This is a genomic window from Rhodococcus sp. FG69 (assembly GCF_057808915.1).
On record NZ_JBMDIX010000030.1, the window covers coordinates 49,549 to 71,566 of the forward strand.

Annotated in this window: 18 protein-coding genes; 7 read left to right on the forward strand and 11 right to left on the reverse strand. The window is 62.1% G+C overall.

What is annotated here, in order from left to right:
- Window positions 1-294: 294 nt before the first annotated feature.
- Complete coding sequence (locus ACODSO_RS21050) at window positions 295-975, forward strand: TetR/AcrR family transcriptional regulator (RefSeq protein ID WP_489038647.1); 681 nt, start codon at window positions 295-297, stop codon at window positions 973-975.
- A gap of 44 nt (window positions 976-1,019) precedes the next feature.
- Here ACODSO_RS21050 and ACODSO_RS21055 read toward each other — a convergent pair whose 3' ends face one another.
- A complete protein-coding gene (locus ACODSO_RS21055; protein WP_068368224.1) occupies window positions 1,020-1,811 on the reverse strand; it encodes an SDR family NAD(P)-dependent oxidoreductase in 792 nt (263 codons plus the stop codon).
- A gap of 299 nt (window positions 1,812-2,110) precedes the next feature.
- Here ACODSO_RS21055 and ACODSO_RS21060 point away from each other — a divergent pair, with 299 nt between their 5' ends.
- The 6 genes from ACODSO_RS21060 to ACODSO_RS21085 all read left to right on the forward strand — a co-directional run bounded on the left by ACODSO_RS21060 (window position 2,111) and on the right by ACODSO_RS21085 (window position 9,282).
- Complete coding sequence (locus ACODSO_RS21060) at window positions 2,111-3,790, forward strand: flavin-containing monooxygenase (RefSeq protein ID WP_082897496.1); 1,680 nt, start codon at window positions 2,111-2,113, stop codon at window positions 3,788-3,790.
- Window positions 3,791-3,820: 30 nt separating this feature from the next.
- The gene (locus ACODSO_RS21065) at window positions 3,821-4,726 is read left to right on the forward strand and encodes an alpha/beta hydrolase (RefSeq protein WP_068368226.1); all 906 of its coding nucleotides are present in this window, start codon (window positions 3,821-3,823) and stop codon (window positions 4,724-4,726) included.
- A gap of 124 nt (window positions 4,727-4,850) precedes the next feature.
- Window positions 4,851-5,996: an acyl-CoA dehydrogenase family protein gene (locus ACODSO_RS21070; protein WP_068368230.1), complete on the forward strand. Its 1,146-nt coding sequence runs from the start codon at window positions 4,851-4,853 to the stop codon at window positions 5,994-5,996.
- A gap of 111 nt (window positions 5,997-6,107) precedes the next feature.
- Window positions 6,108-7,724, forward strand: a complete 1,617-nt coding sequence (locus ACODSO_RS21075) for an AMP-binding protein (RefSeq protein WP_082897497.1) — start codon at window positions 6,108-6,110, stop codon at window positions 7,722-7,724.
- A gap of 150 nt (window positions 7,725-7,874) precedes the next feature.
- Window positions 7,875-8,165 carry a YciI family protein gene (locus ACODSO_RS21080; protein WP_068368233.1) on the forward strand — a complete coding sequence of 97 codons (291 nt, stop codon included), beginning with the start codon at window positions 7,875-7,877 and terminating at the stop codon, window positions 8,163-8,165.
- A gap of 19 nt (window positions 8,166-8,184) precedes the next feature.
- A complete protein-coding gene (locus ACODSO_RS21085) occupies window positions 8,185-9,282 on the forward strand; it encodes an oxidoreductase (RefSeq protein WP_489038649.1) in 1,098 nt (365 codons plus the stop codon).
- A gap of 28 nt (window positions 9,283-9,310) precedes the next feature.
- Here the strand turns inward: ACODSO_RS21085 and ACODSO_RS21090 are convergent, their stop codons facing one another.
- From ACODSO_RS21090 to ACODSO_RS21135, 10 genes are all read right to left on the reverse strand, one after another.
- Window positions 9,311-10,081, reverse strand: coding sequence for an SDR family oxidoreductase (locus ACODSO_RS21090; RefSeq protein WP_068368235.1), 771 nt, complete (start codon window positions 10,079-10,081; stop codon window positions 9,311-9,313).
- A gap of 222 nt (window positions 10,082-10,303) precedes the next feature.
- Complete coding sequence (locus ACODSO_RS21095) at window positions 10,304-11,005, reverse strand: TetR/AcrR family transcriptional regulator (protein WP_082897498.1); 702 nt, start codon at window positions 11,003-11,005, stop codon at window positions 10,304-10,306.
- 128 nt (window positions 11,006-11,133) lie between these two features.
- On the reverse strand, window positions 11,134-12,333 hold the full coding sequence (locus ACODSO_RS21100; RefSeq protein ID WP_489038650.1) for an acetyl-CoA C-acyltransferase: 1,200 nt from the start codon (window positions 12,331-12,333) through the stop codon (window positions 11,134-11,136).
- A gap of 43 nt (window positions 12,334-12,376) precedes the next feature.
- Complete coding sequence (locus ACODSO_RS21105) at window positions 12,377-13,114, reverse strand: SDR family NAD(P)-dependent oxidoreductase (RefSeq protein WP_068368259.1); 738 nt, start codon at window positions 13,112-13,114, stop codon at window positions 12,377-12,379.
- Window positions 13,111-14,142 carry a phosphotransferase family protein gene (locus tag ACODSO_RS21110; RefSeq protein ID WP_068368261.1) on the reverse strand — a complete coding sequence of 344 codons (1,032 nt, stop codon included), beginning with the start codon at window positions 14,140-14,142 and terminating at the stop codon, window positions 13,111-13,113. The genes ACODSO_RS21105 and ACODSO_RS21110 overlap by 4 nt, the downstream gene beginning before the upstream one ends.
- The gene (locus tag ACODSO_RS21115; RefSeq protein ID WP_489038652.1) at window positions 14,139-15,359 is read right to left on the reverse strand and encodes an acyl-CoA dehydrogenase family protein; all 1,221 of its coding nucleotides are present in this window, start codon (window positions 15,357-15,359) and stop codon (window positions 14,139-14,141) included. Before ACODSO_RS21115 ends, ACODSO_RS21110 begins: the two co-directional genes overlap by 4 nt.
- An 88-nt stretch (window positions 15,360-15,447) precedes the next feature.
- The gene (locus tag ACODSO_RS21120; RefSeq protein ID WP_489038653.1) at window positions 15,448-16,245 is read right to left on the reverse strand and encodes an enoyl-CoA hydratase-related protein; all 798 of its coding nucleotides are present in this window, start codon (window positions 16,243-16,245) and stop codon (window positions 15,448-15,450) included.
- Complete coding sequence (locus tag ACODSO_RS21125; protein ID WP_068368268.1) at window positions 16,242-18,059, reverse strand: acyclic terpene utilization AtuA family protein; 1,818 nt, start codon at window positions 18,057-18,059, stop codon at window positions 16,242-16,244. Before ACODSO_RS21125 ends, ACODSO_RS21120 begins: the two co-directional genes overlap by 4 nt.
- Complete coding sequence (locus ACODSO_RS21130) at window positions 18,056-20,068, reverse strand: ATP-binding protein (RefSeq protein WP_068368271.1); 2,013 nt, start codon at window positions 20,066-20,068, stop codon at window positions 18,056-18,058. Before ACODSO_RS21130 ends, ACODSO_RS21125 begins: the two co-directional genes overlap by 4 nt.
- Before the next feature lie 7 nt (window positions 20,069-20,075).
- Window positions 20,076-21,674 carry an acyl-CoA carboxylase subunit beta gene (locus ACODSO_RS21135; protein WP_068368274.1) on the reverse strand — a complete coding sequence of 533 codons (1,599 nt, stop codon included), beginning with the start codon at window positions 21,672-21,674 and terminating at the stop codon, window positions 20,076-20,078.
- Between the last annotated feature and the right edge of the window lie 344 nt (window positions 21,675-22,018).

Below are 22,018 nucleotides of genomic sequence, written 5' to 3' on the forward strand. Positions count from 1 at the left end.
CAATAGCCACAATTTCCCCTGATACCGGCTGCGGCTTGCCATTGCCTCAAGTCGAACTTGATACATGAGTCATGCTCGCTGCACTGCAAAGGTCTGCTGTTCACGGGGAACTACGCGGAGTCGTGCCCCTCAGGTCCCTGCTGCAGTGTCGCCCTGAGCGTTGGCGCTGCGACACGTTAGGTCTCGTATGGTCGGACGACAATTCGGCTCCTCGGGGTCGTGCAGCCGGTCGTGGTCGCGTGCTGAGGAGGTGTCGGGGTGCCTCGAACGGCTGTGGTGTGCGAACCTGGGAGTGTGGTCACTCCTTTACCGAACTCTCCGAGCCCCGCCGCGGAGCCTTCTGTTCTGCCACCGGACACTGCATCGGCCCAGCCGACAACTCCCCGCGGTCGACGCACCCGCAACGCTTTAGTGCACGCAGCTCGCGAAGTATTCGAGGAACAGGGCTTTCACTCGACCAAGATCGCCGACATTCCACGGCGAGCGGCCATGTCCCACGGCTCCTTCTACACGTACTTCGACTCGAAGCATGCGATCTTCCGCGAGGTCGTCAATGGCGCGATGGGGGATCTATTTCAGGCGACGCGCTCGGGCTTGGGTGACGGCGGATCGCCGGTCGAACGCATCCGAGCGGCGAACACTCGATACTTCGCCTCCTACGCGCGCAACGCCGGTGTTCTCAGAGCCATCGAAGAGGCGTCGTTTCGCGATCCCTACTTCCACGACTTGCTGGCGCAGATACGTGCGGTTTTCGTGGATCGAATCACGACCGGCATCCGGCGTCTGCAAGAGCAGGGTCTCGCCGACCCGAAGCTGGACGCCGAACGGGCCGCTGCAAGCTTGGGTGGCATGGCGGAACAGGCTGCGCGCCATGCCTTTCTGTTCGGCGACTCGTTTGTCGAGGAGCTGACCGTGGACACGCTCACACGGCTGTGGGCGCGCGGTATCGGGCTCGATCCTGATTCGCACGACTGACACATGTTTCGACGCAGATGGTCCGGCGCTCGACGGTCGAGCTGTCAGCTGTCAGTGGCCGAGTGCACCAGTGAATTCATGGCACCGAGCCAGCGGTCGGTGTCGGTCGCACGGTTCATGTAGAAGCGGTGCACGTCGGGGTGGGGCAGGATGAGGAATCGATCATCCAGCATTCCTTGATAGGCCTGCTCGGCGACCTCTTCCGGGCTGAGTGTGCCTGTGCGTTCAGCGACCTCCGCGAGTGCACCCAGTCCTCCCAGCATTTGGGTTCGCACCGCTTGTGGGCAGATTGCTTGCACCACGATGCCGCGGTGTCGGTACGTCATGGACAACCACTCGGCGAACGCGACCGCGGCGTGCTTCGATGCAGCGTAGGGCGCCGCCCCCGGCATGGTGAGCAACCCGGCGGCCGAGGCGGTTACGACAAACCGGCCGCCTCCTTTGCCGATCCACAACGGGACGAGTAGTCGAGCAGCTCGAACGTGCGCCATCACATTGACATCCAGTGCCAGTTGCCAGTCTTCATCGGAAGCATCGATATCGCCGACGCCCGAAACTCCGGCGTTTGCGATAAAGACGTCGACCTGACCGAATTCCGAAGTCGCGCCGGCTATCAGGGCTGCGATCCCGTCCTCCGACGCGCAGTCGGCCGTTACTGCGATCCCACTTACCTCGCGCGCAACTGCGTGTGCGCCTGCATCGTCGAGGTCGTTGACGGTGATATTGGCACCGGCGGCAGCGAGCCTTACCGCCAACGCTCGGCCGATCCCCCCGGCAGCACCGGTGATGATGACGGACTTGCCGGTCAGGGGGGTCAGGTGAGGCTCTGTGTGCATCCGGCATCTCCAAGGTGTGAACGGGGCAGCTGCATACAGCCAATCGCATAGTCGACATGGCAGTCAACAGTGGGTCGGTGTGGATCCGCCTTTGCAGCTGGGTTATTTGCCTTAACGTGGAGTTTCAGTCTTCATCGGCGCTATAGAAATGCGCAGGGGTGTTGACAAACAAGTCATGTTAGTGATGCGATGTGATGGTCGTCACCGCCAAGGTCGATCAGTGACCGGCGAGATCGGTGACACCCGATTTACCACCGGCCAGCGCCTCGATGTGCGCGGCAGAACAGGAGCAACCAGCCATGACTGTGGACAATGGGACGAGACCAGCGGGTTCAGTAAACGGCGATCGAACGTCGAACGGCGCTGAGACAACGGTCGACGCCGTCATCGTCGGCGCGGGGTTCGGAGGTTTGCGCGCCCTGCACGAGATGCGTGAGCTCGGCCTGTCGTCGATCGTCATCGAGGCGGCTGACAACGTGGGCGGCACGTGGTTCTGGAATCGCTATCCCGGTGCCCGTACCGACAGTGAGAGCTGGGTTTATGCCTTCCCGTTCCCGGAGATCCAGGACGAGTGGGACTGGACCGAACGGTTCCCGACGCAATCCGAGGCGCTCGGTTACCTGAACTTTGTCGCTGACCGCCTCGACATGCGCCGAAATATTCAGTTCGAGACCCGAGTCACGTCAGCTGAGTACGACGAGCAGAGCACCGAGTGGATCGTCCGCACAAACACCGGCGACACGTTCCGGTGCACGTACTTCGTCCCGGCCGCCGGTCCACTATCGGTGCCCTACAAGCCGGACTTCGCCGGTTTGGACGACTTCCGCGGGGAGTGGCACGTGACTGGCCGATGGCCACACGAGGGTGTCGACTTCGCAGGCAAAAGAGTCGCCGTCATCGGCACCGGTGCCACCGGCGTGCAGCTGATTCCCATCGTCTCGCACACGGCGTCCGAGGTGACCGTCTTTCAGCGCACACCCAACTTTGTTCTCCCAGCACGTAACTACTCGTTGACAGCAGAAGAACGTCAGGGAATCCGCGCAAATTACGACAGCATCTGGGAGAAGAGCCGACTGCACTTCTTCGGTTTCCCGATGGATCTTGCGGGCCGAACAATCAACGACGTCACCCCCGAAGAAGCCCAGAAGATACTCGAATGGGGCTGGGAAATCGGCGGCTTCCACTTCATCTTCGAAACGTTCGACGACATTCTGGTCGATCCGAAGTCGAATCAGGTCGTCGCAGATTTCGTTCGATCCAAGATTCGATCCATCGTCACGGATCCCAAGACTGCTGATCTGCTGTGCCCGGAGAACTATCCCATCGCGGGCAAGCGACCCCCGCTGGGGCACTTCTACTACGAGACCTTCAACCGGGAGAATGTCAACCTCGTCGACGTGAGCGAGACGGCAATTTCCAGCATCACCGAGAAGGGTGTCAAAGTCGGAGACCGCGAGTACGAGGTCGATATCATCGTCTTCGCAACAGGATTCGACGCAGTGACCGGCAGCTACCGTGGCCTGGATATTCGCGGCCGAGATGGTAGAACCCTTGCCGATGCCTGGACCGATGGCCCCCGCACCCAGCTCGGAATCAATGTCGAGGGATTCCCCAACATGTTCATGATCGGTGGTCCACAGACACCGTTCGCGAACATTCCTGTGGTCATCGATGGCGTCGCGGAGTGGATCGGCAACGCAATCCGGTTCATGCGCGACACGAACGTTGCGACCATGGAGCCGACGGGGGAGTCGATGGAAATCTGGCGGCAGACCGTCAACGCCATCGTCGACGCGACCGTCCTGTCGGTGGGGCCGAACTCCTGGTTCCTCGGCGACAACATTCCCGGCAAGCCGCGGGCCGCCCTCTTCTACTTCGGCGGAGTCGGTGCCTTCCGTGAAGCGTGCCAGCAAGTCGCCAGTGGCGGCTACGACTCGTACGTCTTCAGTCCCGCCCAACCTGTCGCTGTCAGCAACTGAGTCCGACCCGTCACCGAAGGAGACATCACCATGGGAACAGCTCAACCGAACGCGCTCTTCGACCTCTACACCGCGATGGGGGTTCGGATGGGTGCCGAGCCGCCGATGGATCTTCCCACCATGAGAGACATGTTGGAGGGGCTGGCGGTGCTCGCAACCGAGCCCACCGACGTCACCTATGAAGACGTCGATGCCGGCGGCGTTCACGCCGTACTGATCACACCCGCGGGTGCACAAACAGATCGTGTGATCGTGTACGCACACGGTGGGGGGTGCGTGACCGGCTCCTCGGCAAGTCACCGCAAGCTTGCCGCTCACCTTGCCAAAGCGGCTGGATCCAGAGCGATCGTGCCGGACTACCGATTGGCTCCCGAGAACCCGTTCCCGGCACAGATCGAGGATCTGATCATCGTGCACCGCTGGTTGCGGGAACAGGGGTACTCTCCGGAATCCACTGCCGTGGCAGGGGATTCGGCCGGCGGCAACCTATCGATCAGTACGGCGCTACGGCTGCGGGAACTGGGAGAGCCGTTGCCTGCAGCGATCGTCGCATTCTCACCGTGGCTCGACATGGAAGTCACCGGTGAGACGATGAAGACGAATGCCGACAATGACGCGCTGATCTCGCCTGAGGTCAGCGGGATGATGGCCGGTATGTACCTGGGCGAAACCACGCCGAACACTGCTCTGGCGAACCCTCTGTACGCCGACTTGGCCGGCCTGCCTCCTCTGTTCGCGTCCGTGGGTGACGCGGAAACTCTGTTGGACAACGCGCAGCGCATCGTCGAGCAGGCGCGTGAAGCCGGTGTCGAAGCGACACTGGAGGAATCGCCCGGGCAGCAACACGTGTACGTATTCATGGCCGGCCGATCCAAAGAAGCGGACGAGACCATCGGCAACGCCGGGGAATGGTTGAAAGCCCAGTTCGGCCGCTGAGCCCGGTGACACCCACATCTGTGGGTGTCACCGCTTTCGTGGCTGACCTGACAGCTCGATCGTCTTGATGGGTCCGCGTCACCCATACATCCACAGCTCACATTCGAAACACTGAGGGATCACTATGCAATTCACTACTGAGCACGACGCGTTCCGCAAGATGGTCCGCGATGTCGTCGAACGGGATATCGCACCCCATCTCGACGAATGGGAGAAGGCGGGTGCCTTCCCTGCCCACGAACTGTTTCCGAAGCTCGGTGAGCTGGGTCTGCTGGGCCTCGAGTACGACCCGGAGTACGGCGGCCAGGGCGCTGAACACTCCTTCACCGTGGTGCTGTGCGAGGAGCTCTATCGCGCCGGTGCAGCAGGCGTACCTCTTGCCATCGGCGTGCAGGCCATGATGGCGACACCCTCTCTCGCCGAGTTCGGTACCGACGAACTCAAGCGGCGGTATCTCGCCCCGGCTATTGCTGGTACTCAGGTCTGCTCGGTCGCAGTGACCGAAGCGGGCGCTGGCTCCGACGTCGCCGGCATCCGTACTCGCGCTGTTCGGGACGGCGACGACTGGATCATCAACGGAAGCAAGCTCTACATCACCAACGGGACCCAAGCCGACTGGCTTTGCCTGCTGGCTCGCACCTCCGATGAGGGCGGCTATCGAGGCATGAGTCAGATCATCGTCGAAACGAAGTCACCGGGCTTCTCGGTCTCCAAGAAGTTGGACAAGCTGGGAAACCGCTCGTCCGATACCGCTGAGCTATACTTCGAGAACGTCCGCGTTCCGGTGTCCAACACGATCGGCGAGATCGGACGTGGGTTCCAGCAGCAGATGTCGCAGTTCGTGATCGAGCGGATGTTCGGCGCGTACGGCGTAGTGGGGGCCTGCCAGTGGGCTCTGGAACGGACTCGTGAATTCGTTCGGGAGCGCCAAGCGTTCGGCAAGTCCCTTGCCGACAACCAGTACATTGCGTTTCGACTCACGGAACTCGCTGCAAAAGTCGATGTGCTGCAGTCGCACAACTACCAATCGGCCGAGGCGCATATGGCCGGCGAGGACATCATCCGACAAGCGACCGTAGCCAAGCTCATGGCTGGGCGTTTGGCTCGGGAAGTTGCCGACGAATGCCTTCAGTTCCATGGCGGCATGGGATATATGGAGGAGACATGGACCGCTCGGTTCCTACGTGACAGTCGGCTCCATTCCATCGGGGGAGGCGCTGACGAGGTCATGCTTCAGGTACTCGCCCGCAGAGACGGACTGATTGCGTGACGAGTGATGCGGCGAGCCCGATTCTCTCGGTGGGCATGACCGGTGCTCGAACCATCAGCCGAATTTTTACAGACATGAGTGGAATGATGAAGCAGGCGAACGTAGCTCGGAATGAAGGCGGTACTCATGCGTCCTGACGTCTCTCAGGTAGGTCAGCTCGACCTCAACCTTGCCACCCGGATGTCGGTCGGCGACCTGCTGACGCGCAGTGCCCGCCTGTTCGGGCATCGAACGGCAGTCGCCGATTCCCACGAGGAAGTGACCTACTCCCAACTCGACAGCGCAGCTGAGGCATTCGGCCGCGGACTGCTTGAGTCCGGTGTCCGCAGCCAGGAGCCCGTGGCCTTTCTACTCGGCAACTCCTGGCGCTTCCTGGCCAGCTTCTTCGGCTGCGCAAAAGCCGGAATCGTTGCGTTGCCGATGAATCTCATGCTTTCCACCGACGACATCGCGTGGATCCTGCAGGACTCCGGCACAACAACGGTCATAGTCGATTCGGCGTACGTTCCTCTGCTGGAGGCAGCGCTGCCGTCCGTGCCTGCGGTCACGCGAATCGTGCTCATCGGTGACGAGGTTCCAGCCACCATCTGTGGTCGCGAGGTCGTTCGCTGGGACGACGTCGCGGCCGACTCGAGTCCGCTCGAAGTCGTTGTCGACGACCGCGACACGATGCATTGCCTGTACACCTCGGGAACAACGGCACGCCCCAAGGGCGTACTGACGAGCCATGTGTCCGTGTACGTTGCGCTGATGAGTAACGCTCTACAACTCGAGCATCGCCGCGGCGACGAGTTCAGCGTTTTCCCCGTCGTATTGCCGCTGTTCCACACAACGGCACTGGATACTCTGACGTTGCCGATTCTGCTGACCGGTGGAACGGTCCTTCTCCCAGCAGGTTTCGAGGCGGAGTCGTTCTTGGATCTAGCCGAGAGCCATGCCGCTACACACGTCATGCTGCTGCCCACCATGTTCAGCGCCGTGCTCGACTCACCGAGTCTGGCGACTCGAAATCTGTCCTCGGTTCGGATGTGTATCTATGCCATGGCACCGATGCCGGAGGAGCGGATCGGCCTGATCGCCTCGGCGTTTCCTAATGCGAAAATTCTGCTGGGCTCAGGGCAAACAGAGGTTGTCCCGGCCACAGTGTTCCAGTTCCCATCGCACCAGAAGACGAAGTCTGCGTCGTGGGGTCCGCCGGTTGTCACGGTCGATGCGCAGATCATGGACCAGTCCGGCCAACTTCTCCCAGCTGGCGAAACCGGTGAAATCGTCTACCGAGGCCCGCATGTCATGTCGGGCTATTGGAACAATGCGTCCGCTAACGCTGCGGCGTTCGAGCACGGATGGTTCCACAGCGGCGACCTCGGGCATGTCGATGAAGAAGGCGTGATCTGGTTTACCGATCGTGTCAAAGACATCGTCAAGACCGGCGGCGAGAATGTGTCCTCGGTCGAGGTGGAACGTGTGTTACTGAGCTGCCACGATGTCCTCGAAGCAGCAGTGATCGGCGTCCCTGACGACCGATGGGGCGAGTCCGTTACCGGCGTCGTCGTGCCGGTCGATCCCAACATCGACGCCGAGGCGCTTGCCGGTCGCTTGCTGGCCCATTGCAAGCAACACCTCGCAGGATTCCAGGTCCCCAAGCGGATCGATGTGGTGTCGGGGCTTCCGAAGACGGCCACAGGCAAGATTCAAAAAGCTGTGCTGCGCGACAGCTTTCGCATCTGAACGGGCTGAATCAGTCTTACTGGCAGTCGCACGCGAGCCGGGCGTCGGGTAAACCGACGCCCGGCCTCCATGTTGGGCCGATGTCGCCTCAACGCAACCACTTACAGCACTCAGAGCGCCGGCGCGCCGGCGCGACGAAAGGTCGCTTCCATGATTGTTGCCTACAGCACGTATTCACGTCCTCTTGCCGACGAAGACAAGAGCCTTGTTGCAGAGCACCTCGCCTTCATCAAGCAAGGATTCGACGACGGAACGTTCGTCGCAGCGGGGGCCCGCCAATCCTCGGTCGGCGGAGTGGTCCTCGCCCGCGGGGTCTCCGAAGATGACCTCCGTGCACTGATGCAGCAAGACCCGTTCGTCCGGGCCGGCTTGGTCGACGAGTACAAGATGATGACGTTCGCCGTGTCGATGGCGTCGATTGACGAACTGGCGGAGAACTGAGTCGGTTCCCGAAGCCAGAATGACGAGAACAGTTGTGTCCGACGAATCGAACAGTCTCTTCCTACCGATGAACATCGGCGAAATCGCGGTGGTCAATCGATTGGTAATGGCTCCGTTGACGCGACTACGAGCCGAGCCCGATGGGCGGCCGGGGGAGATCGTCGCTCAGTACTACGCCCAGCGCGCCAGCATGGGTCTGATCGTGTCGGAGGGAACTTTTACCACCGAGGCTTCGCGCGGCTACCTCGGGCAACCAGGTTTGGTCGACGATGCGCATCAGGCCGCCTGGGCTCGAGTTGCTGCGGCCGTCCACGATGCTGGTGGAAAGATCGTGGTGCAATTGATGGACGCGGGCCGTCTCACCCATCCGGGCATAACGGGAGGCCGCGAAGTGCTGGCACCGAGCGCGATTGCAGCCCCTGGCACCGCGCGAACCGAGGCGGGCAAGGAACGCTTTCCGATACCTACAGCACTGACAACGGCGTCGGCTGGGGATGTCGCCCAGCAGTTTGCCAGGGCGGCAAAGCGGGCCGTGGCCGCAGGTATGGACGGCGTGGAAATCCACGCAGCAAACGGATATCTGCTTCACCAGTTCCTCGCGCCTAATTCCAACCAGCGCACAGACCTGTACGGCGGCACACCGCGAAATCGAGCCCGACTGGTCGAAGAAGTAATCGACGCCGTCGCATGTGCAATCGGCTCGGGCCGGGTTGGGCTGCGAATCTCACCTGGGCACGACGTACAGGGAACGCTCGAGACGGATTCGGCCGATGTAGTGGACACGTACGGGAGGCTCGTCGATCACGTGAATCGAGGCGACCTGGCATATCTCTCAATTTTGCATGATAGTCCAGAGGGAAGCCTGGTCCAGGAACTTCGTCGCCGTTTCGCAGGGCCTCTTGTTCTGAACACTGGATTCGCCTCGATCACAACGCTTTCCGATGCCTGTGCCATGCTTCTCGACGCGGGTGCCGACGCAGTCGCTGTCGGCCGGGCTGCGATCGCGAATCCTGACCTCGTCGAGCGGTGGCGCGACGGATGTGCGTTGAACGTTCCGCGGCCCCATACCTTTTACGTTGGTGGTCCCGAGGGGTATGTCGACTATCCCCGTCGTTGAGTGATCGCTGGGAAGGGGACTTGCACGGTCACCGTGCGGGCATCCTCAGGCCGCCGTCCAACCGGACGGTCTCGCCGTTCATGTAGTCGTTCGTCAACAGCTCGAGCGCCAGTCGGGCGAATTCTTGGGCGTACCCGGCGCGCTTGGGAAAGACAGCACTTCTCGCCAACTTGTTCTTGTAAGCGTCGCCTTGTGGCAAAGAGTCGAAGATCGGCGTATCGAACAATCCCGGCGCGATCGAGTTGACTCGGATGCCGAACTCGGCGAGGTCCCGCGCCATCGGCAGCGTCATACCCACTACGCCTCCTTTGGCCGCAGCATAGGGCGTCTGGCCGACCTGCCCCTCGAAGGCCGCGATGGAGGCCGTGTGCAGGATCGATCCACGCGTCGCTCCATCGGACGTCGGTTCGCTCTTCGCCATGGCAGCGGCAGCGAGTCTGGCGCAGTTGTAGGCACCGATCAGATTGACCTGAACTTCTCTCGCGAATGCTTCGAGCGGTAACGGGTCGAAATCGGCCGATACGGTCCGACGTTCTTGGCCGAAGCCTGCAGCGTTCACCAATGCACGTAGAGGGCCCATGGTGACCGCGGCCTCGACTGCAGCCGCGACGGATTTCTCGTCCGTGACGTCGGCTCGGCAGAAGCGGCCTCCGATGTCACCGGCTACTGCCTCTCCCCGATCGGTCTGCAGGTCGAGAATGACCACTCGTGCCCCTTGGTGGGCCAACAACCTGGCTGTTGCCTCACCGAGGCCGGAAGCGCCCCCGGTAACAATGGCGGAAGATTCGCTGAGATCCATGACGCACGCCTCTCGATCGGTCTGTGTACGACAACCTTACGGTTCATCTGACAACAAAATCAACTATGGATAAACAAGGATATCGAGCTGCACAGGCATAGTGGACTGAGAATTGCAGTCAATGCGGGAAGCTTCTGACTGAACAGTCATATTTGAGAACGGGCAGGTGCTCGGATGCTCGCTCCACTGGAACCCGTCGGCGCGGTCGTCCAGCGAGACGAATCAGGTCTGCGGTGCCGACGTGCCGGCTTCGGTGGAGGGTGAGACGCCGAGTGCGCGCGCCCAGAGTTTCGTCAGCGTAGTGACAGCCCTTGATTCGTCGTATTCGACACCGTGCACGAACCACAAGAGGGTGAAGTTCTCGACCATCCCACCCAGAATGCTCGCTGTCAGATCTGGGTCGAGGTCAGGGTCGGCGATCCCGCGTGACTGCAGGGATCGGATACCTGCTGCGTTTCTTCTCAGGAACGGCTCGCGTATCTGAAGCTTCAACTCTCGAAAGTAGGGCTCTCTGATGGCCATTTCCTCGATGACCGCAATCAGTCGGGCGTTGCGCCTGGCGACGGCCAGATAGGTCCGATTGGCTTCCAGGATGCGGCTGTAGGGATCCGACGCAACATCGACGGAAGGCCTGGAGGCAGAGAACATTTCACCGGTGATGACGGTGAAGATCTCGCCGAGTATCTCTTCTTTCGTTTTGAAATAATGGTAGAACACCCCGTAGGACGTACCGGCCTGGGCAGCGATGTCCGAGATGCGGGCATCGCGAAAGCCCATCTGCTCGAACGTCTCGCGTGCAGCATGTATCAACGCCGAGCGAGTACGTCGGCCGCGAGCCGTGGACGGCGTTTGAACCGACGACGTGGTTTGCCCACGGCTGACGACGGACGTCGGGAGCGGGGGAGAGCCGATTCGACGTGCCACTGAGCTCCTTCGATTCGAGGCCCGTGGGTGTCATCATCGGCGTCGACGGGCGGGTAGGGCCGGTGTGAATGCTGTTGTCGATAGTAAGGCGTCGTCAGTCGCGGGCAGGGACACCGAAGAGGTGTCGTTCAGACGATCTCGAACAACCCGGCCGCACCCATGCCGCCACCGACGCACATCGAGACGACCACGTAGCGAACGCTTCTACGCTTTCCCTCGATGAGAGCGTGACCCACGAGGCGGGCACCGGACATTCCGTAGGGGTGTCCCACCGAGATCGCACCGCCGTCGACGTTGTACCGATCGGGGTCGATGCCCAGTTCGTCTCGGCAGTACACAGCTTGAGAGGCGAAAGCTTCGTTGAGTTCCCACAATCCGATGTCGTCGATGGTGAGGCCATGCGTAGTGAGCAGTTTGGGGATGGCGAACATCGGTCCGATTCCCATCTCATCCGGTGCGCATCCAGCAACTGCGATACCGCGATATACACCGAGCGGTTCGATTCCTCGCCGTTGCGCCTCGCTCGCCTCCATGAGTACCGCCGCCGACGCGCCGTCCGAGAGCTGAGAAGAGTTTCCGGCGGTCACCGTGGAGGTGGGGGACACCGTGCCGTCGGGAGTTACCGGTGGCAAGGTAGCCAGTCCGGCCAAGGTAGTCGACGGTCTGTTGCCCTCGTCTGCAATCAGCGTGACTCGCTGTCGCTCGACTGCACCCGATGACTTATCGGCCGCCGTTTTGACCGACTCGAGCGGAACGATCTCTGCATCGAAGCGGCCGTGCTCCTGTGCGTGAGCGGTTCGCTGTTGGGACAGCAAGGCAAACTCGTCTTGTCGATCTCTGCTGACGGAGTATCGATCAGCGACTGTCTCTGCAGTGTGCACCATGGGCATGTAGATATCCGGCGTGTGTTCTTCGAGCCAGGGATCTGTCGCACGGTAGAAGTTCTGGTGGGTGTTCTGCACGAGTGATATCGACTCGACTCCGCCTCCGACGGTGATCGTCATTCCATCGTGAAGTATTTGTTTGGCTGCAGTCGCGATAGCCATCAGTCCCGATGAACACTGCCGGTCGAGTGTCATCCCCGGAACGGAGTCAGGTAGGCCTGCACGAAGTATCGCCTGCCGTGCGACGTTGCCACCGGTACTGCCTTGCTGCACTGCACATCCGAGGATGACATCGTCTATTTCACGTCCGTCGACACCTGCGCGGTCGACGGCGTGAGTCAGGGCGTGAGCAGCGAGATGCTGGCCCTGAGTGTCGTTGAACGCGCCGCGGTAGGCCTTGCCTATGGGTGTCCGTGCTGTCGAGACGACTACGGCTTCTCGCATGGTGTGAACTCGCTTCTGTGGATGTGGCTGGATCGGTGAACGATCAGGCGTGGTAACTGGTCGTGCCGGATCGACCGACGACGATCTTCGGTACGACGGCGCGGGAGGAGAGTCGTAGAAGCATGTCCACCATCTCGACGATGTCATCGACACGAATCATCGTTTCTGGAGGTATCCGGTCGTGCACCCAGTTCGCCATGTCGGTGTCCACGAAGGCTGGTGCGATGGCGGTTGCCGTCACCCCATTGCCCGATTCCTCTGCATTGAACGTCTCGACCAACGAGATCAACGCAGCCTTGGTTGCTCCGTATACAGCGAGCCCGGCCTCGGCATAGAGGCCGGTGATCGACGACAGCGCAACAACTTTGGCTCCCCCGTCGGGGTTCGAGGCTGCCGCGGCGCGCAACGACGGCAGGGCCTGCTGGAGCATGGTCAGCGGCGCACGCAGGTTGATATCGAGGGTCTTGTCCAACCGTCGGAGCGGATAGGTGTCGATGGTTCCGGACGAACCGAAACCGGCGTTGAGAATGAGGGCGTCGAGCGTCTCGAAATGCTCGGTGTGGGTTGTTACTACGTTCCCGGCGGCCTCTGGGTCTGACAAGTCCCCGGCGGCAATTACGACGTCACTCGCTCCTGCCGCGCGTAGTTCCCGAGCGACCGAGTCGAGGCGTTCGTGATCACGCGCGTTGATGGTGAGCCCATGCCCCTGCTGTGCGAGGCGGGTGGCGATTCCAAGACCGATGCCGCGTGTGGCTCCGGTGACCAAGGCGGTGCGAATCATGATGATGACCTCTTCAAGGCGTGTAGTCCTGCAGCGATGAACTCGGGAACCGACTCCCCGGCTCTGTCGAAACCGTCGCCCACGGTCGCGCCGACCAAGAAGCGGTGGTGGATGCCTTCGGCGATGACCGCGAGTTTCAGGTAGGCGAGCGCCATATAGAAATTCCAGTGTGCGAGGTCGCGACCCGAAGCCAGTGAATAGCGTTGCGCAAGATCATCTATCGACGGCATCCGGTCGCTGGTCCACGCTGCCGGCTCGCCGATGACGAGGTCGAACGAGGGGTTGCGATAGACACACATCGTGGCCACGTCGGACAGTGGATCTCCCAGCGCCGACAGTTCCCAATCCACTACTGCGGCCACCTGCCCGACGTCGTCGAGACCGAGGATGGTGTTGTCGATTCTGTAGTCACCGTGCACAATCGACGCTTCGGATTGCTGAGGGATCGAGTCGGCGACGGCTGTGTGCAGACGACTCAGATCCGTGCTTTCACGTGTTTTGACCCGTTCCCACTGCTTGGCCCACAGAGCAACCTGGCGAGTGAGATATCCGTCCGGGCGACCGAACTGTCGCAGACCGACGACGTCGATGTCGACCTGGTGGAGCGCTCCGAGAATCCTCACCAACTCATCGACACATTTGTCGAGATCGGTATCGGAGACATCGACGAGATCTGCTGTTGTCCGAACAACGCGGCCGTCGATCCGCTCTACCAGGGTGAAGGGCGCGCCGAGGACGGACACGTCCTCGCACAAGACCACGGTGCCTGCGACGGGCACATCTGTTTTCTGCAGCGCCGAGGTGATGGTGTACTCGCGGGCGACGTCGTGCGCGGAAGGCGTGAGACCCGCGGTAGGTGGGCGGCGTAATACCCACCGCGAGGTGTCGTCGGAAAGGAAGTAAGTCAGATTGGATTTGCCGCCCGAGATGAGTTCGGCCCGCAAATCGCCTCGCAGTGGCACATCGGAGTCGTTCAGGTAGGCACGCAATTTCTCCAGGTCGAGGCCTCGATGCTCCGTGTCGCTCACGAGGATGCACCAGCTTTGTGCTTGGCTCCGGCCTTCTGCGCTGCTCCGATGGCGCGCCGTGCAATTGCCCAGCGGTGCACCTCCGATGCGCCGTCGTAGATTCGGAAACCGCGCACCTCCTGCGCAAGCCGTGCCAAGGGTAGATCCCCGGATACTCCGAGCCCACCGCACATCTGAATCGAGCGATCGACTATTCGGAACACTGCCTCCGCGCCGAACGTTTTCGCGATGGAGGTCTCGTCGCCTGCATGCTCACCCTGATCGAGAGCCCAGCACGCGCGAATCAGCAGGGCTCGGGTCGCCGCGATGTCGATCTCGTTGTCGGCGACCATCTGTTGAATCATGCCGAGGGCACCGAGCTTGCCGCCGAACGCTTCACGATGGGCAACGCGTTCGACAGCGATGTCGTGAGCGCGGCGTGCGGCCCCAAGCCATCGCATGACGTGCGTCATCCGGGCCGGCCCCAACCTGACCTGGACGTAACGGAATCCCTGGTCCACCTCGCCGAGAACGCCACTGTCGGGGACGAAGAGGTCCTCGAAGAACACCTCGCAGTGGCCGCCGATCATGGATTTGTCGGGGGTCTCGATGTGGCGACCGACGGTCAATCCGGGCACCACGGAGGGGGTGATGAACATGGTGGCACCGCCCCGGTCCCCGGGCACGCCGGCGGTGCGCGCAAAGATGATGAAGAAGCCGGCCCCCTCGGCGCCGGTAATGAAGTACTTGTGCCCGTTGATCTTCCATCCGCCGGGCACCTTGTCCGCACGGGTGGTCAACGCGCTCGGGTCGGAGCCCGCGCCGGGGGCAGGTTCGGTCATGGCGAAGGCCGAGCGCATCTCTCCGCGAGCGAGTGGAGCAAGGAAGCGCTCTTTTTGCTCCTTGTTCGCGATGTGGTCGAGCATGTGTACGTTGCCCTCGTCGGGTGCGGCGATGTTCAACGCGACCGGGCCGAACAGTGAGTATCCGCCCTCCTCGAAAACCGGTGCGCGTTCGACCATGTTCAGTCCATGGCCACCGTACTCGAGCGGGACGTGCGGACCGAAAACACCCGCGTCTCGGGCCGCGGCTTGCAGTGTTTCGCGCAGTTCATCTCCGCCGGCGGCAGCGATATCGCCGTGGTGAAGATCCTCGACGGGCAGCACCGTGCTTCGGGTGAATTCTCGGGTCTTCTCGACCAGCGTGGTGACTTCGGGGGACATCAGAAAATCGGTCATGGTCAAACCTCCATCGACGGGATGCATCTCGCCGAACGTTCGTCGATCAGCGAGCGCGAGGACATGTATTCCATTCGCGTGGTGACGGTCAGGCTGTGGAGTCGCCGCCGGGTACAGCCCAGTACGGTGGCCGCTTTTCGGAGAATGCGAGCATGCCCTCTTGCGCCTCCGGGGAAGCGAAGTAAGACGCGGTCAGATTCAGCATCTGGGCGAATTGTTCGGCCAGGGTGGTCGCCGAGGGATTAAGCATCTTCTTGACGCCAGCAAGGGCCCGTGGAGCGCCGAGTCCGATTGTTTCGGTGAGTCGGGCGACCGCGGTATCGAGACCGTCAGCTGTGGCGACCTCACTGAGCAGACCGATTCGAGCGGCGTGCCGGGCATCGAAAGTCTCACCGGTCAGGAACAAGCGATGCAGATCTACCGATGCCACGCGCAGTCGAAGCGGCACCGAGATGACTGCGGGAACCACTCCGATCCTCGTCTCGCTGAAGCCGAGTGTCACGGTGTCCGCGGCAACCGCGAAGTCGCATGACGCCACCAGCCCGATACCTCCGGCACGGGCCGGGCCTCTCAGTACAGCGATCACCGGCTTCGGGGAAGTCAACAGCATCGTCATCAGATCGACGAGCTCCTGCCCCGACTGCGAGGTGTCGCCGGTGCGGGCTTCCTTCAGGTCTGCGCCGGCGCAGAACACCGAACCGGTGTGGGTGAGAACCACAACGCGGGTGGCCTCGTCGTCGATTGCGGTGCGCACGTGACCGAGCAGATCGGATCGAAGTTGTGCCGAGAGTGCGTTCCGGTTCTTCGGCGAGTCGAGAGTGACGACAGAGACTCCGCCTTCGGTCGCGAGGCGCGCCAGTTCCGAATTGTGCTCAGGTGCGCTCATCGCGATGCCTGCTTGTCTTCTGAGGGAGCAGAATGGGGCGCGGACGGCGGATTGTCGATGAAGGCCGCGGGGATGTCGTGATGGCGGGCGCGAACGAACTCGCCGAGTCCCTTCCCCTGCGAGTCGAGATTCAGGTTCGCCGCGACCCCTCGGCCGAGTAGTCCGACGATGGTCACTCCGCATGCGCGCAGATGCGGCAATTCCCACATACGTAACGAGCACTCCGCAGCTTCTGGGATCAGAGCCCTAATCGAGTCCTCGGTCCACCAGGACCTGAGCCAGTCGTGCTCCCGATCGTCGCGGGCCCACAGGCCGAGGGTGGCGTTGCCGGCTTTGTCACCGGATCGTGCCCCTACGACTGTGCCCAACGGTTGGCGCACGGTCGGGCCGAATTCCGTCACTTGCTCTCCGACGAGAGGTGCTTCGATCGGTTCTGCGGGCGGTGTGGTGGGTGCCGGGGCAACCTCGAACTGCTTGTCTCCCAGTGTTACCCGCTGGTGGAAGGCGTCGGCAGGCATCAGCGTCGGCCAGAATACGGTGACTTCGCTGCCTGCCGCCGGCGGACCGGTGAAGTACAGGCCCGGATAACTCGCAAGCCCGGTCTCGATCGCTGCCCTCGGGAAAGCGCGAACCTTGTCCGGGGAGGCATCCGTGACCGAAATGGTCAGCAACGCAACGGCTTCGTTCATGCTCGCTGGATCGGACTTGTCGGCACGGAGGAGCCGGACAGTCACCATCTCGAAGGCTTTTTCGCCGCCGACGATGTTGGCCCACATCGCGCGCTGGGCAAGCTCTGCCTTGGCCTCGATGTTGGCACCGGTGAGCACGAACGTCACCTCGTTGCGCCATCCTCCGGAGACCAGTGCGCCCACCTTGATCGTTGCGGGTGCCGCTTCGCCGCGCACTCCCGAGATCTGAACGCGGTCCGTATCGAGCTGGGTGAGCCGAGCGGTGTCGAGCCGGGTGATGACGTCGGGGTTGGCGTATCGCGGTCCGTCGATTTCGTAGAGTAGCTGCGCAGTCACCGTTTCCACGGTCACCGCGCCTCCTGTGCCCGGGTGTTTGGTGATGACGCACGAGCCGTCGGCGGCAATCTCGGCGATCGGGAATCCGACGTGGGCCATGCCGTCCAACTCGGAGAAGAACGAGAAGTTTCCGCCGGTGGCTTGTGCCCCGCACTCGATGACGTGTCCCGCGGTAACGGCTCCGGCCAACGCATCCCAGTCGGTCCTCGACCAGCCGAAGTGCCACGCGGCCGGCCCGATGATGATGGCTGCGTCGGTGACTCGGCCGGTGACGACAACATCGGCTCCGGCATCGAGCGCCTCCTTGATTCCCCAGGCTCCGAGGTATGCGCTGACGACGTCGGGCTCGCGGTCGATGTCGGCGAACGATTGCCCGGTATCGAGGTGTGGTGCGTCCCAGCCGCTTCGGCGGGCAAGTGCGAAGGCGTCGGTGGCGTCGTCACCGTCGACGACGGCGACCCGGACGGTTCGGCCGGCGTTTTCGGCGATGCGCGTTATCTCTTCAGCACAGGCGTGCGGGTTGAGACCGCCTGCGTTGGAGACAATTTTGATGTGCCGGTCCAGGCAGGTGGCGAGCACGCCCTCCAGTTGCCGGACGAATGTGCGTGCGAATCCGGCTTCGGGGGAGCGTTTGCGTTGTTTGACGAGTACGCCCATGGTCAGTTCCGCGAGCCAGTCACCGGTGAGTACGTCGACGGGTCCGCCGTCGACGATCTCGCGGGCCGCGGCGAGGCGGTCGCCGAAGAAGCCGGAGCAGTTGGCTATCCGTAGGGGGCGTAATTCGCTCATGCGGGATCCACCGCCGACAGAGTCACCAGAACGGTATGAGCCTCGACGTATTGGCCTACCTCCACGTGGATGTGCTCGACGGTTCCGTCCATCGCGGCCGTCGCCGGATGCTCCATCTTCATCGCTTCGACCGTGACCAACCTCTGTCCAGCGGTGACGACGTCGCCGATCTTCACGGCAATGGCAACGACTGTGCCTGGGATTTCGTTCACCGGACCCAACGCGGTTGCTGCTCCGGAATCAGGATCAGGAAGTCGAGGAGAACGCCGCCAACCCGACTGACTGCTCGAATCGTTGACCCAGATCGATTCGTCCGGATGGGTGACGACCGTGCAGGGATAGTCGACTCCGTCGTACTGCACCCGTACCGAGTCGGACGTGAGATCGAGGAGGCGAAACTCGTGCCGTGTCCCGTCGATCTCCAGCTCGAGGTCGGCGTCCCCTGACCAACCATCCTGGTGGTAGCCGATCTCGATGGCAGTGTCGTCTCCGAGGCGGTGCCAGGTGGCGTGCGTGAGTATCCGGGCGGCGAGCGGCCGGAATCCGGGACGGGCATGACCACGCATCGGGTCGTGGGCGGCGCGTCTCGAGGTGGACACCGCCACCGCCGCTGCGAGGTGTATCCGCTCAGCGGTCCTGGCAGCAGGATTCAGCAGGTGGGGATGATTGTCGAGAAAGTCGGTACGGGTGGCACCGTCGAGGAAATCCGGATCACGGAGGAGCGCTGCCAGGAAGCTGCGGTTGGTCGTGACACCGTGCACGTGAGTGGCGTCGATGGCCGAGGCGAGCGCGAATGCTGCGTCGGTTCTGTTCCCGGCGTGAGCGACGATCTTGGCGATCATCGGGTCGTAGAACGGGGAAATCTCGGCCGGGGCGACTATTCCGTCCTCGTATCGGAGTCCGATGCGGTCGGGATGGCTGTAACGGTGCAACTGTCCTGGAGTCGGGAGGTAGTCGTTCGCAGGGTCTTCGGCGTAGAGCCGCACTTCGATTGCGTGCCCGTTGATTCGGACGTCGCTCTGCTCGAATCCCAATGTTTCACCGCGCGCCACGCGCAATTGCAGTGCGACCAAGTCCATTCCGGTCACTTCCTCGGTGACGGGGTGCTCGACCTGTAGGCGGGTGTTCATCTCGAGGAAGTAGAAGCCTCCGGTCTCGTCGTCGTAGAGGTATTCCACTGTGCCGGCACCGACATACCCGAGCTCACGGACGAGTGACACTGCGGTCGAGCCCATTCGTTCGCGCGCGTCGGGTCCGATGACGGGTGAGGGTGCTTCTTCGAGCACCTTCTGATGGCGACGCTGAATGGAGCACTCGCGTTCTCCGAGATGCACTGCGTTGCCGTGCTTGTCGCCGAAAACCTGGATCTCGATGTGTCGCGAATACCGCAAGTACTTCTCAAGGAACACGGTCGAGTTGCCGAACAAGTTCGCGCCTTCTCGACGCGAGGAGGCCACTCCGTCGATGAGGTCCTCGGAACGTTCGATCAGGCGCATTCCCTTGCCGCCGCCTCCTGCTACGGCTTTGGCCAATAGCGGATAACCCACTTCGGCTGCTGCGCTCTCCCATTCCGAGGTGTCGTCTCCGGTGATGACCGCGTCGGGCAGGACTGGCACGTCTGCTTTGCGCGCCCATTCCTTCGCGCGGTCCTTGAGACCCATCACGCGCATCGATTGCGCACTCGGGCCGACGAAATTGATGCCGGCCGCTTCGCATGCCTCGGCGAATTCGGGGTTCTCCGAGAGGAACCCGTAGCCGGGGTGGACGGCGTCGGCACCGGTGCGCCGGGCGGCGTCGAGGATCTTGTCGACTTTCAGATAGGAGTCGGCGCTGCTTGACCCGCCGATTGCGACGGAGAAGTCGGCGTCGGTGACGTGCGGGGATCGTGCGTCGGGATCCGAGTAGACCGCGACGGTGCGAATACCCATCGCGCGGGCGGTGCGAATGACACGCCGTGCGATCTCGCCGCGGTTGGCGACGAGCAATGTATTGATCGGTGTGTGGTTCACGGAAGTCTCACAATCGGAACGTAGCGAACCGGGACGTCCCGGTCACCGGTGCGGAATGTACGGCGGACAGGGCGAGGCCGAGAACGGCGCGGGTATCGCGAGGATCGATGATTCCGTCGTCCCACAGTCGTCCGGTGGCGTATACAGCACCGGACTGACTTTCGATCAAGTCTTCGATCTCGCGGCGGACCCTGGCGTCGTCGGCGTCGCTGAACTCGGTGCCGGCACGCTGAGCTGCTGTTTTCTTGATGATGGACATGACCCCGCCGAGCTGTGCTCCGCCCATGACTGCGATGCGGTGGTTGGGCCAGGTGAAGACGAATCGGGGGTCGTATGCGCGGCCCGACATCGCGTAGTTTCCCGCGCCGTACGAAGCGCCGATCATCAAAGTCACATGGGGGACAGTGGAATTGGAGACGGCATTGATCAGCTTCGAGCCATCCTTGATGATCCCACCGCGTTCGGCTGCCGAGCCGACCATGAAGCCGGTGATGTTCTGGATGAACAGCAACGGGATGTCGCGTGAATTCGCCAGCTGAATGAAATGCGCCCCTTTGTTCGCTTCATCCGAGAACAAGATGCCGTTGTTGGCGATGACACCTACCGGGAATCCCGCGATCGAGCCCCAGCCGGTGACCAACTGAGTGCCGAACAGTGGCTTGAACTCGTCGAAGCGGGAGCCGTCCAGTACGCGAGCAAGAATCTCCCTCACCTCCACCGATCGCTTCGAGTCGGCTGCAGCGCATGCGAGCAGTTCGCTCTGGTCGTGAACCGGAGGATCAGCGGGCAGCGTGGCCCCCGGGCCGGCTTTGGTCCACTGCAGATCCGCCACGATCTGACGCCCCAATCGCAGGGCGTCGCGCTCGTCCTCGGCGAGGTAATCTGCCAATCCGGATACGCGGGCGTGCATTTCGGCACCACCGAGCGATTCGTCGTCGATCTCCTCGTTGATCGCCATCTTCACCAGGGGAGGTCCGCCGAGGTAGACCGTGGCAGCTTCCTTGACGAGGACCGTGTATTGGCTCATGCCGGGCACATATGCACCACCGGCGGTCGAGCTGCCGAACACCAACGAGATGGTCGGAATGCCCGATGCTGTGAGACGGGTGATCTCGCGAAAGCTGCGTCCGCCGTTCACGAAAATATCTGCCTGCTTGGGTAGATCTGCTCCGCCGGATTCGACGAGCGTGATAACAGGTAGCCGGTTCCGGGCTGCGATGTCGAGTGCTCGGAGTTGTTTGGCCACCGCGTCCGGGTTGAGTGAGCCACCCTTGACCGTCGGCTGGTTGGCGATGATCATGCACTCGATTCCACTGACTGGTCCGATGCCGGTGATGAGTCGGCCGCCGGGCTGTTCGTCCGGGTCGTGTGCCCCTGCGTAAGTGGATAGTTCGAGGAACGGGGCGTCTTCGTCGAGCAGCAGATCGACGCGCTCGCGTGCGAGCAGTTTGCCGCGACCGCGATGGCGTTGTACGGCCTTTTCTCCACCCGACGCAAGGACGCGATCAGCGAGAGCGGTCAAAGGTTCCAGAGCGTCCAGCATCGCAGTACGGTCGAGCAGGAATTGCTCCGACCTGATGTCGAATCGTGTGGGTATGACCGTCATTGGTGCACCTCGATGAGTCGGAGATTCAGGGGTAGGCAGCGTCACGTCAACTGAGGGCATCAGCCGCCGAGCGATCGGCGCAGATGCACCGACCTCGATTGAATCGATGAGCTACATCCATCGAGACCTACACAACACCAAGTTGACTAACAAATCAAGTATGGATCCGATGAAGATGGATTCCACCTGGCCAAATAGGCTGCCATCCCTAGTCGGCTGAACCGAGGACTGACCGTGGCATCAACTACGAGGTCGCAATGTCCGACTCTCGAGCCGGGCACCTCTCTCGGTCGAGCTTCTCGGCACAGTTAGCTGCAGTATGACGCCGGGTTTGGGAGGGGATG

What these genes read in the sequence shown, in the direction of transcription:
- ACODSO_RS21055 (WP_068368224.1), bottom strand. Translation starts at nt 1,811, where the DNA reads ATGCACACAGAGCCTCACCTGACCCCCCTGACCGGCAAGTCCGTCATC.
- ACODSO_RS21060 (WP_082897496.1), top strand. Translation starts at nt 2,111, where the DNA reads ATGACTGTGGACAATGGGACGAGACCAGCGGGTTCAGTAAACGGCGAT.
- ACODSO_RS21065 (WP_068368226.1), top strand. Translation starts at nt 3,821, where the DNA reads ATGGGAACAGCTCAACCGAACGCGCTCTTCGACCTCTACACCGCGATG.
- ACODSO_RS21070 (WP_068368230.1), top strand. Translation starts at nt 4,851, where the DNA reads ATGCAATTCACTACTGAGCACGACGCGTTCCGCAAGATGGTCCGCGAT.
- ACODSO_RS21075 (WP_082897497.1), top strand. Translation starts at nt 6,108, where the DNA reads ATGAAGGCGGTACTCATGCGTCCTGACGTCTCTCAGGTAGGTCAGCTC.
- ACODSO_RS21080 (WP_068368233.1), top strand. Translation starts at nt 7,875, where the DNA reads ATGATTGTTGCCTACAGCACGTATTCACGTCCTCTTGCCGACGAAGAC.
- ACODSO_RS21085 (WP_489038649.1), top strand. Translation starts at nt 8,185, where the DNA reads ATGACGAGAACAGTTGTGTCCGACGAATCGAACAGTCTCTTCCTACCG.
- ACODSO_RS21090 (WP_068368235.1), bottom strand. Translation starts at nt 10,081, where the DNA reads ATGGATCTCAGCGAATCTTCCGCCATTGTTACCGGGGGCGCTTCCGGC.
- ACODSO_RS21100 (WP_489038650.1), bottom strand. Translation starts at nt 12,333, where the DNA reads ATGCGAGAAGCCGTAGTCGTCTCGACAGCACGGACACCCATAGGCAAG.
- ACODSO_RS21105 (WP_068368259.1), bottom strand. Translation starts at nt 13,114, where the DNA reads ATGATTCGCACCGCCTTGGTCACCGGAGCCACACGCGGCATCGGTCTT.
- ACODSO_RS21115 (WP_489038652.1), bottom strand. Translation starts at nt 15,359, where the DNA reads ATGACCGATTTTCTGATGTCCCCCGAAGTCACCACGCTGGTCGAGAAG.
- ACODSO_RS21120 (WP_489038653.1), bottom strand. Translation starts at nt 16,245, where the DNA reads ATGAGCGCACCTGAGCACAATTCGGAACTGGCGCGCCTCGCGACCGAA.
- ACODSO_RS21125 (WP_068368268.1), bottom strand. Translation starts at nt 18,059, where the DNA reads ATGAGCGAATTACGCCCCCTACGGATAGCCAACTGCTCCGGCTTCTTC.
- ACODSO_RS21135 (WP_068368274.1), bottom strand. Translation starts at nt 21,674, where the DNA reads ATGACGGTCATACCCACACGATTCGACATCAGGTCGGAGCAATTCCTG.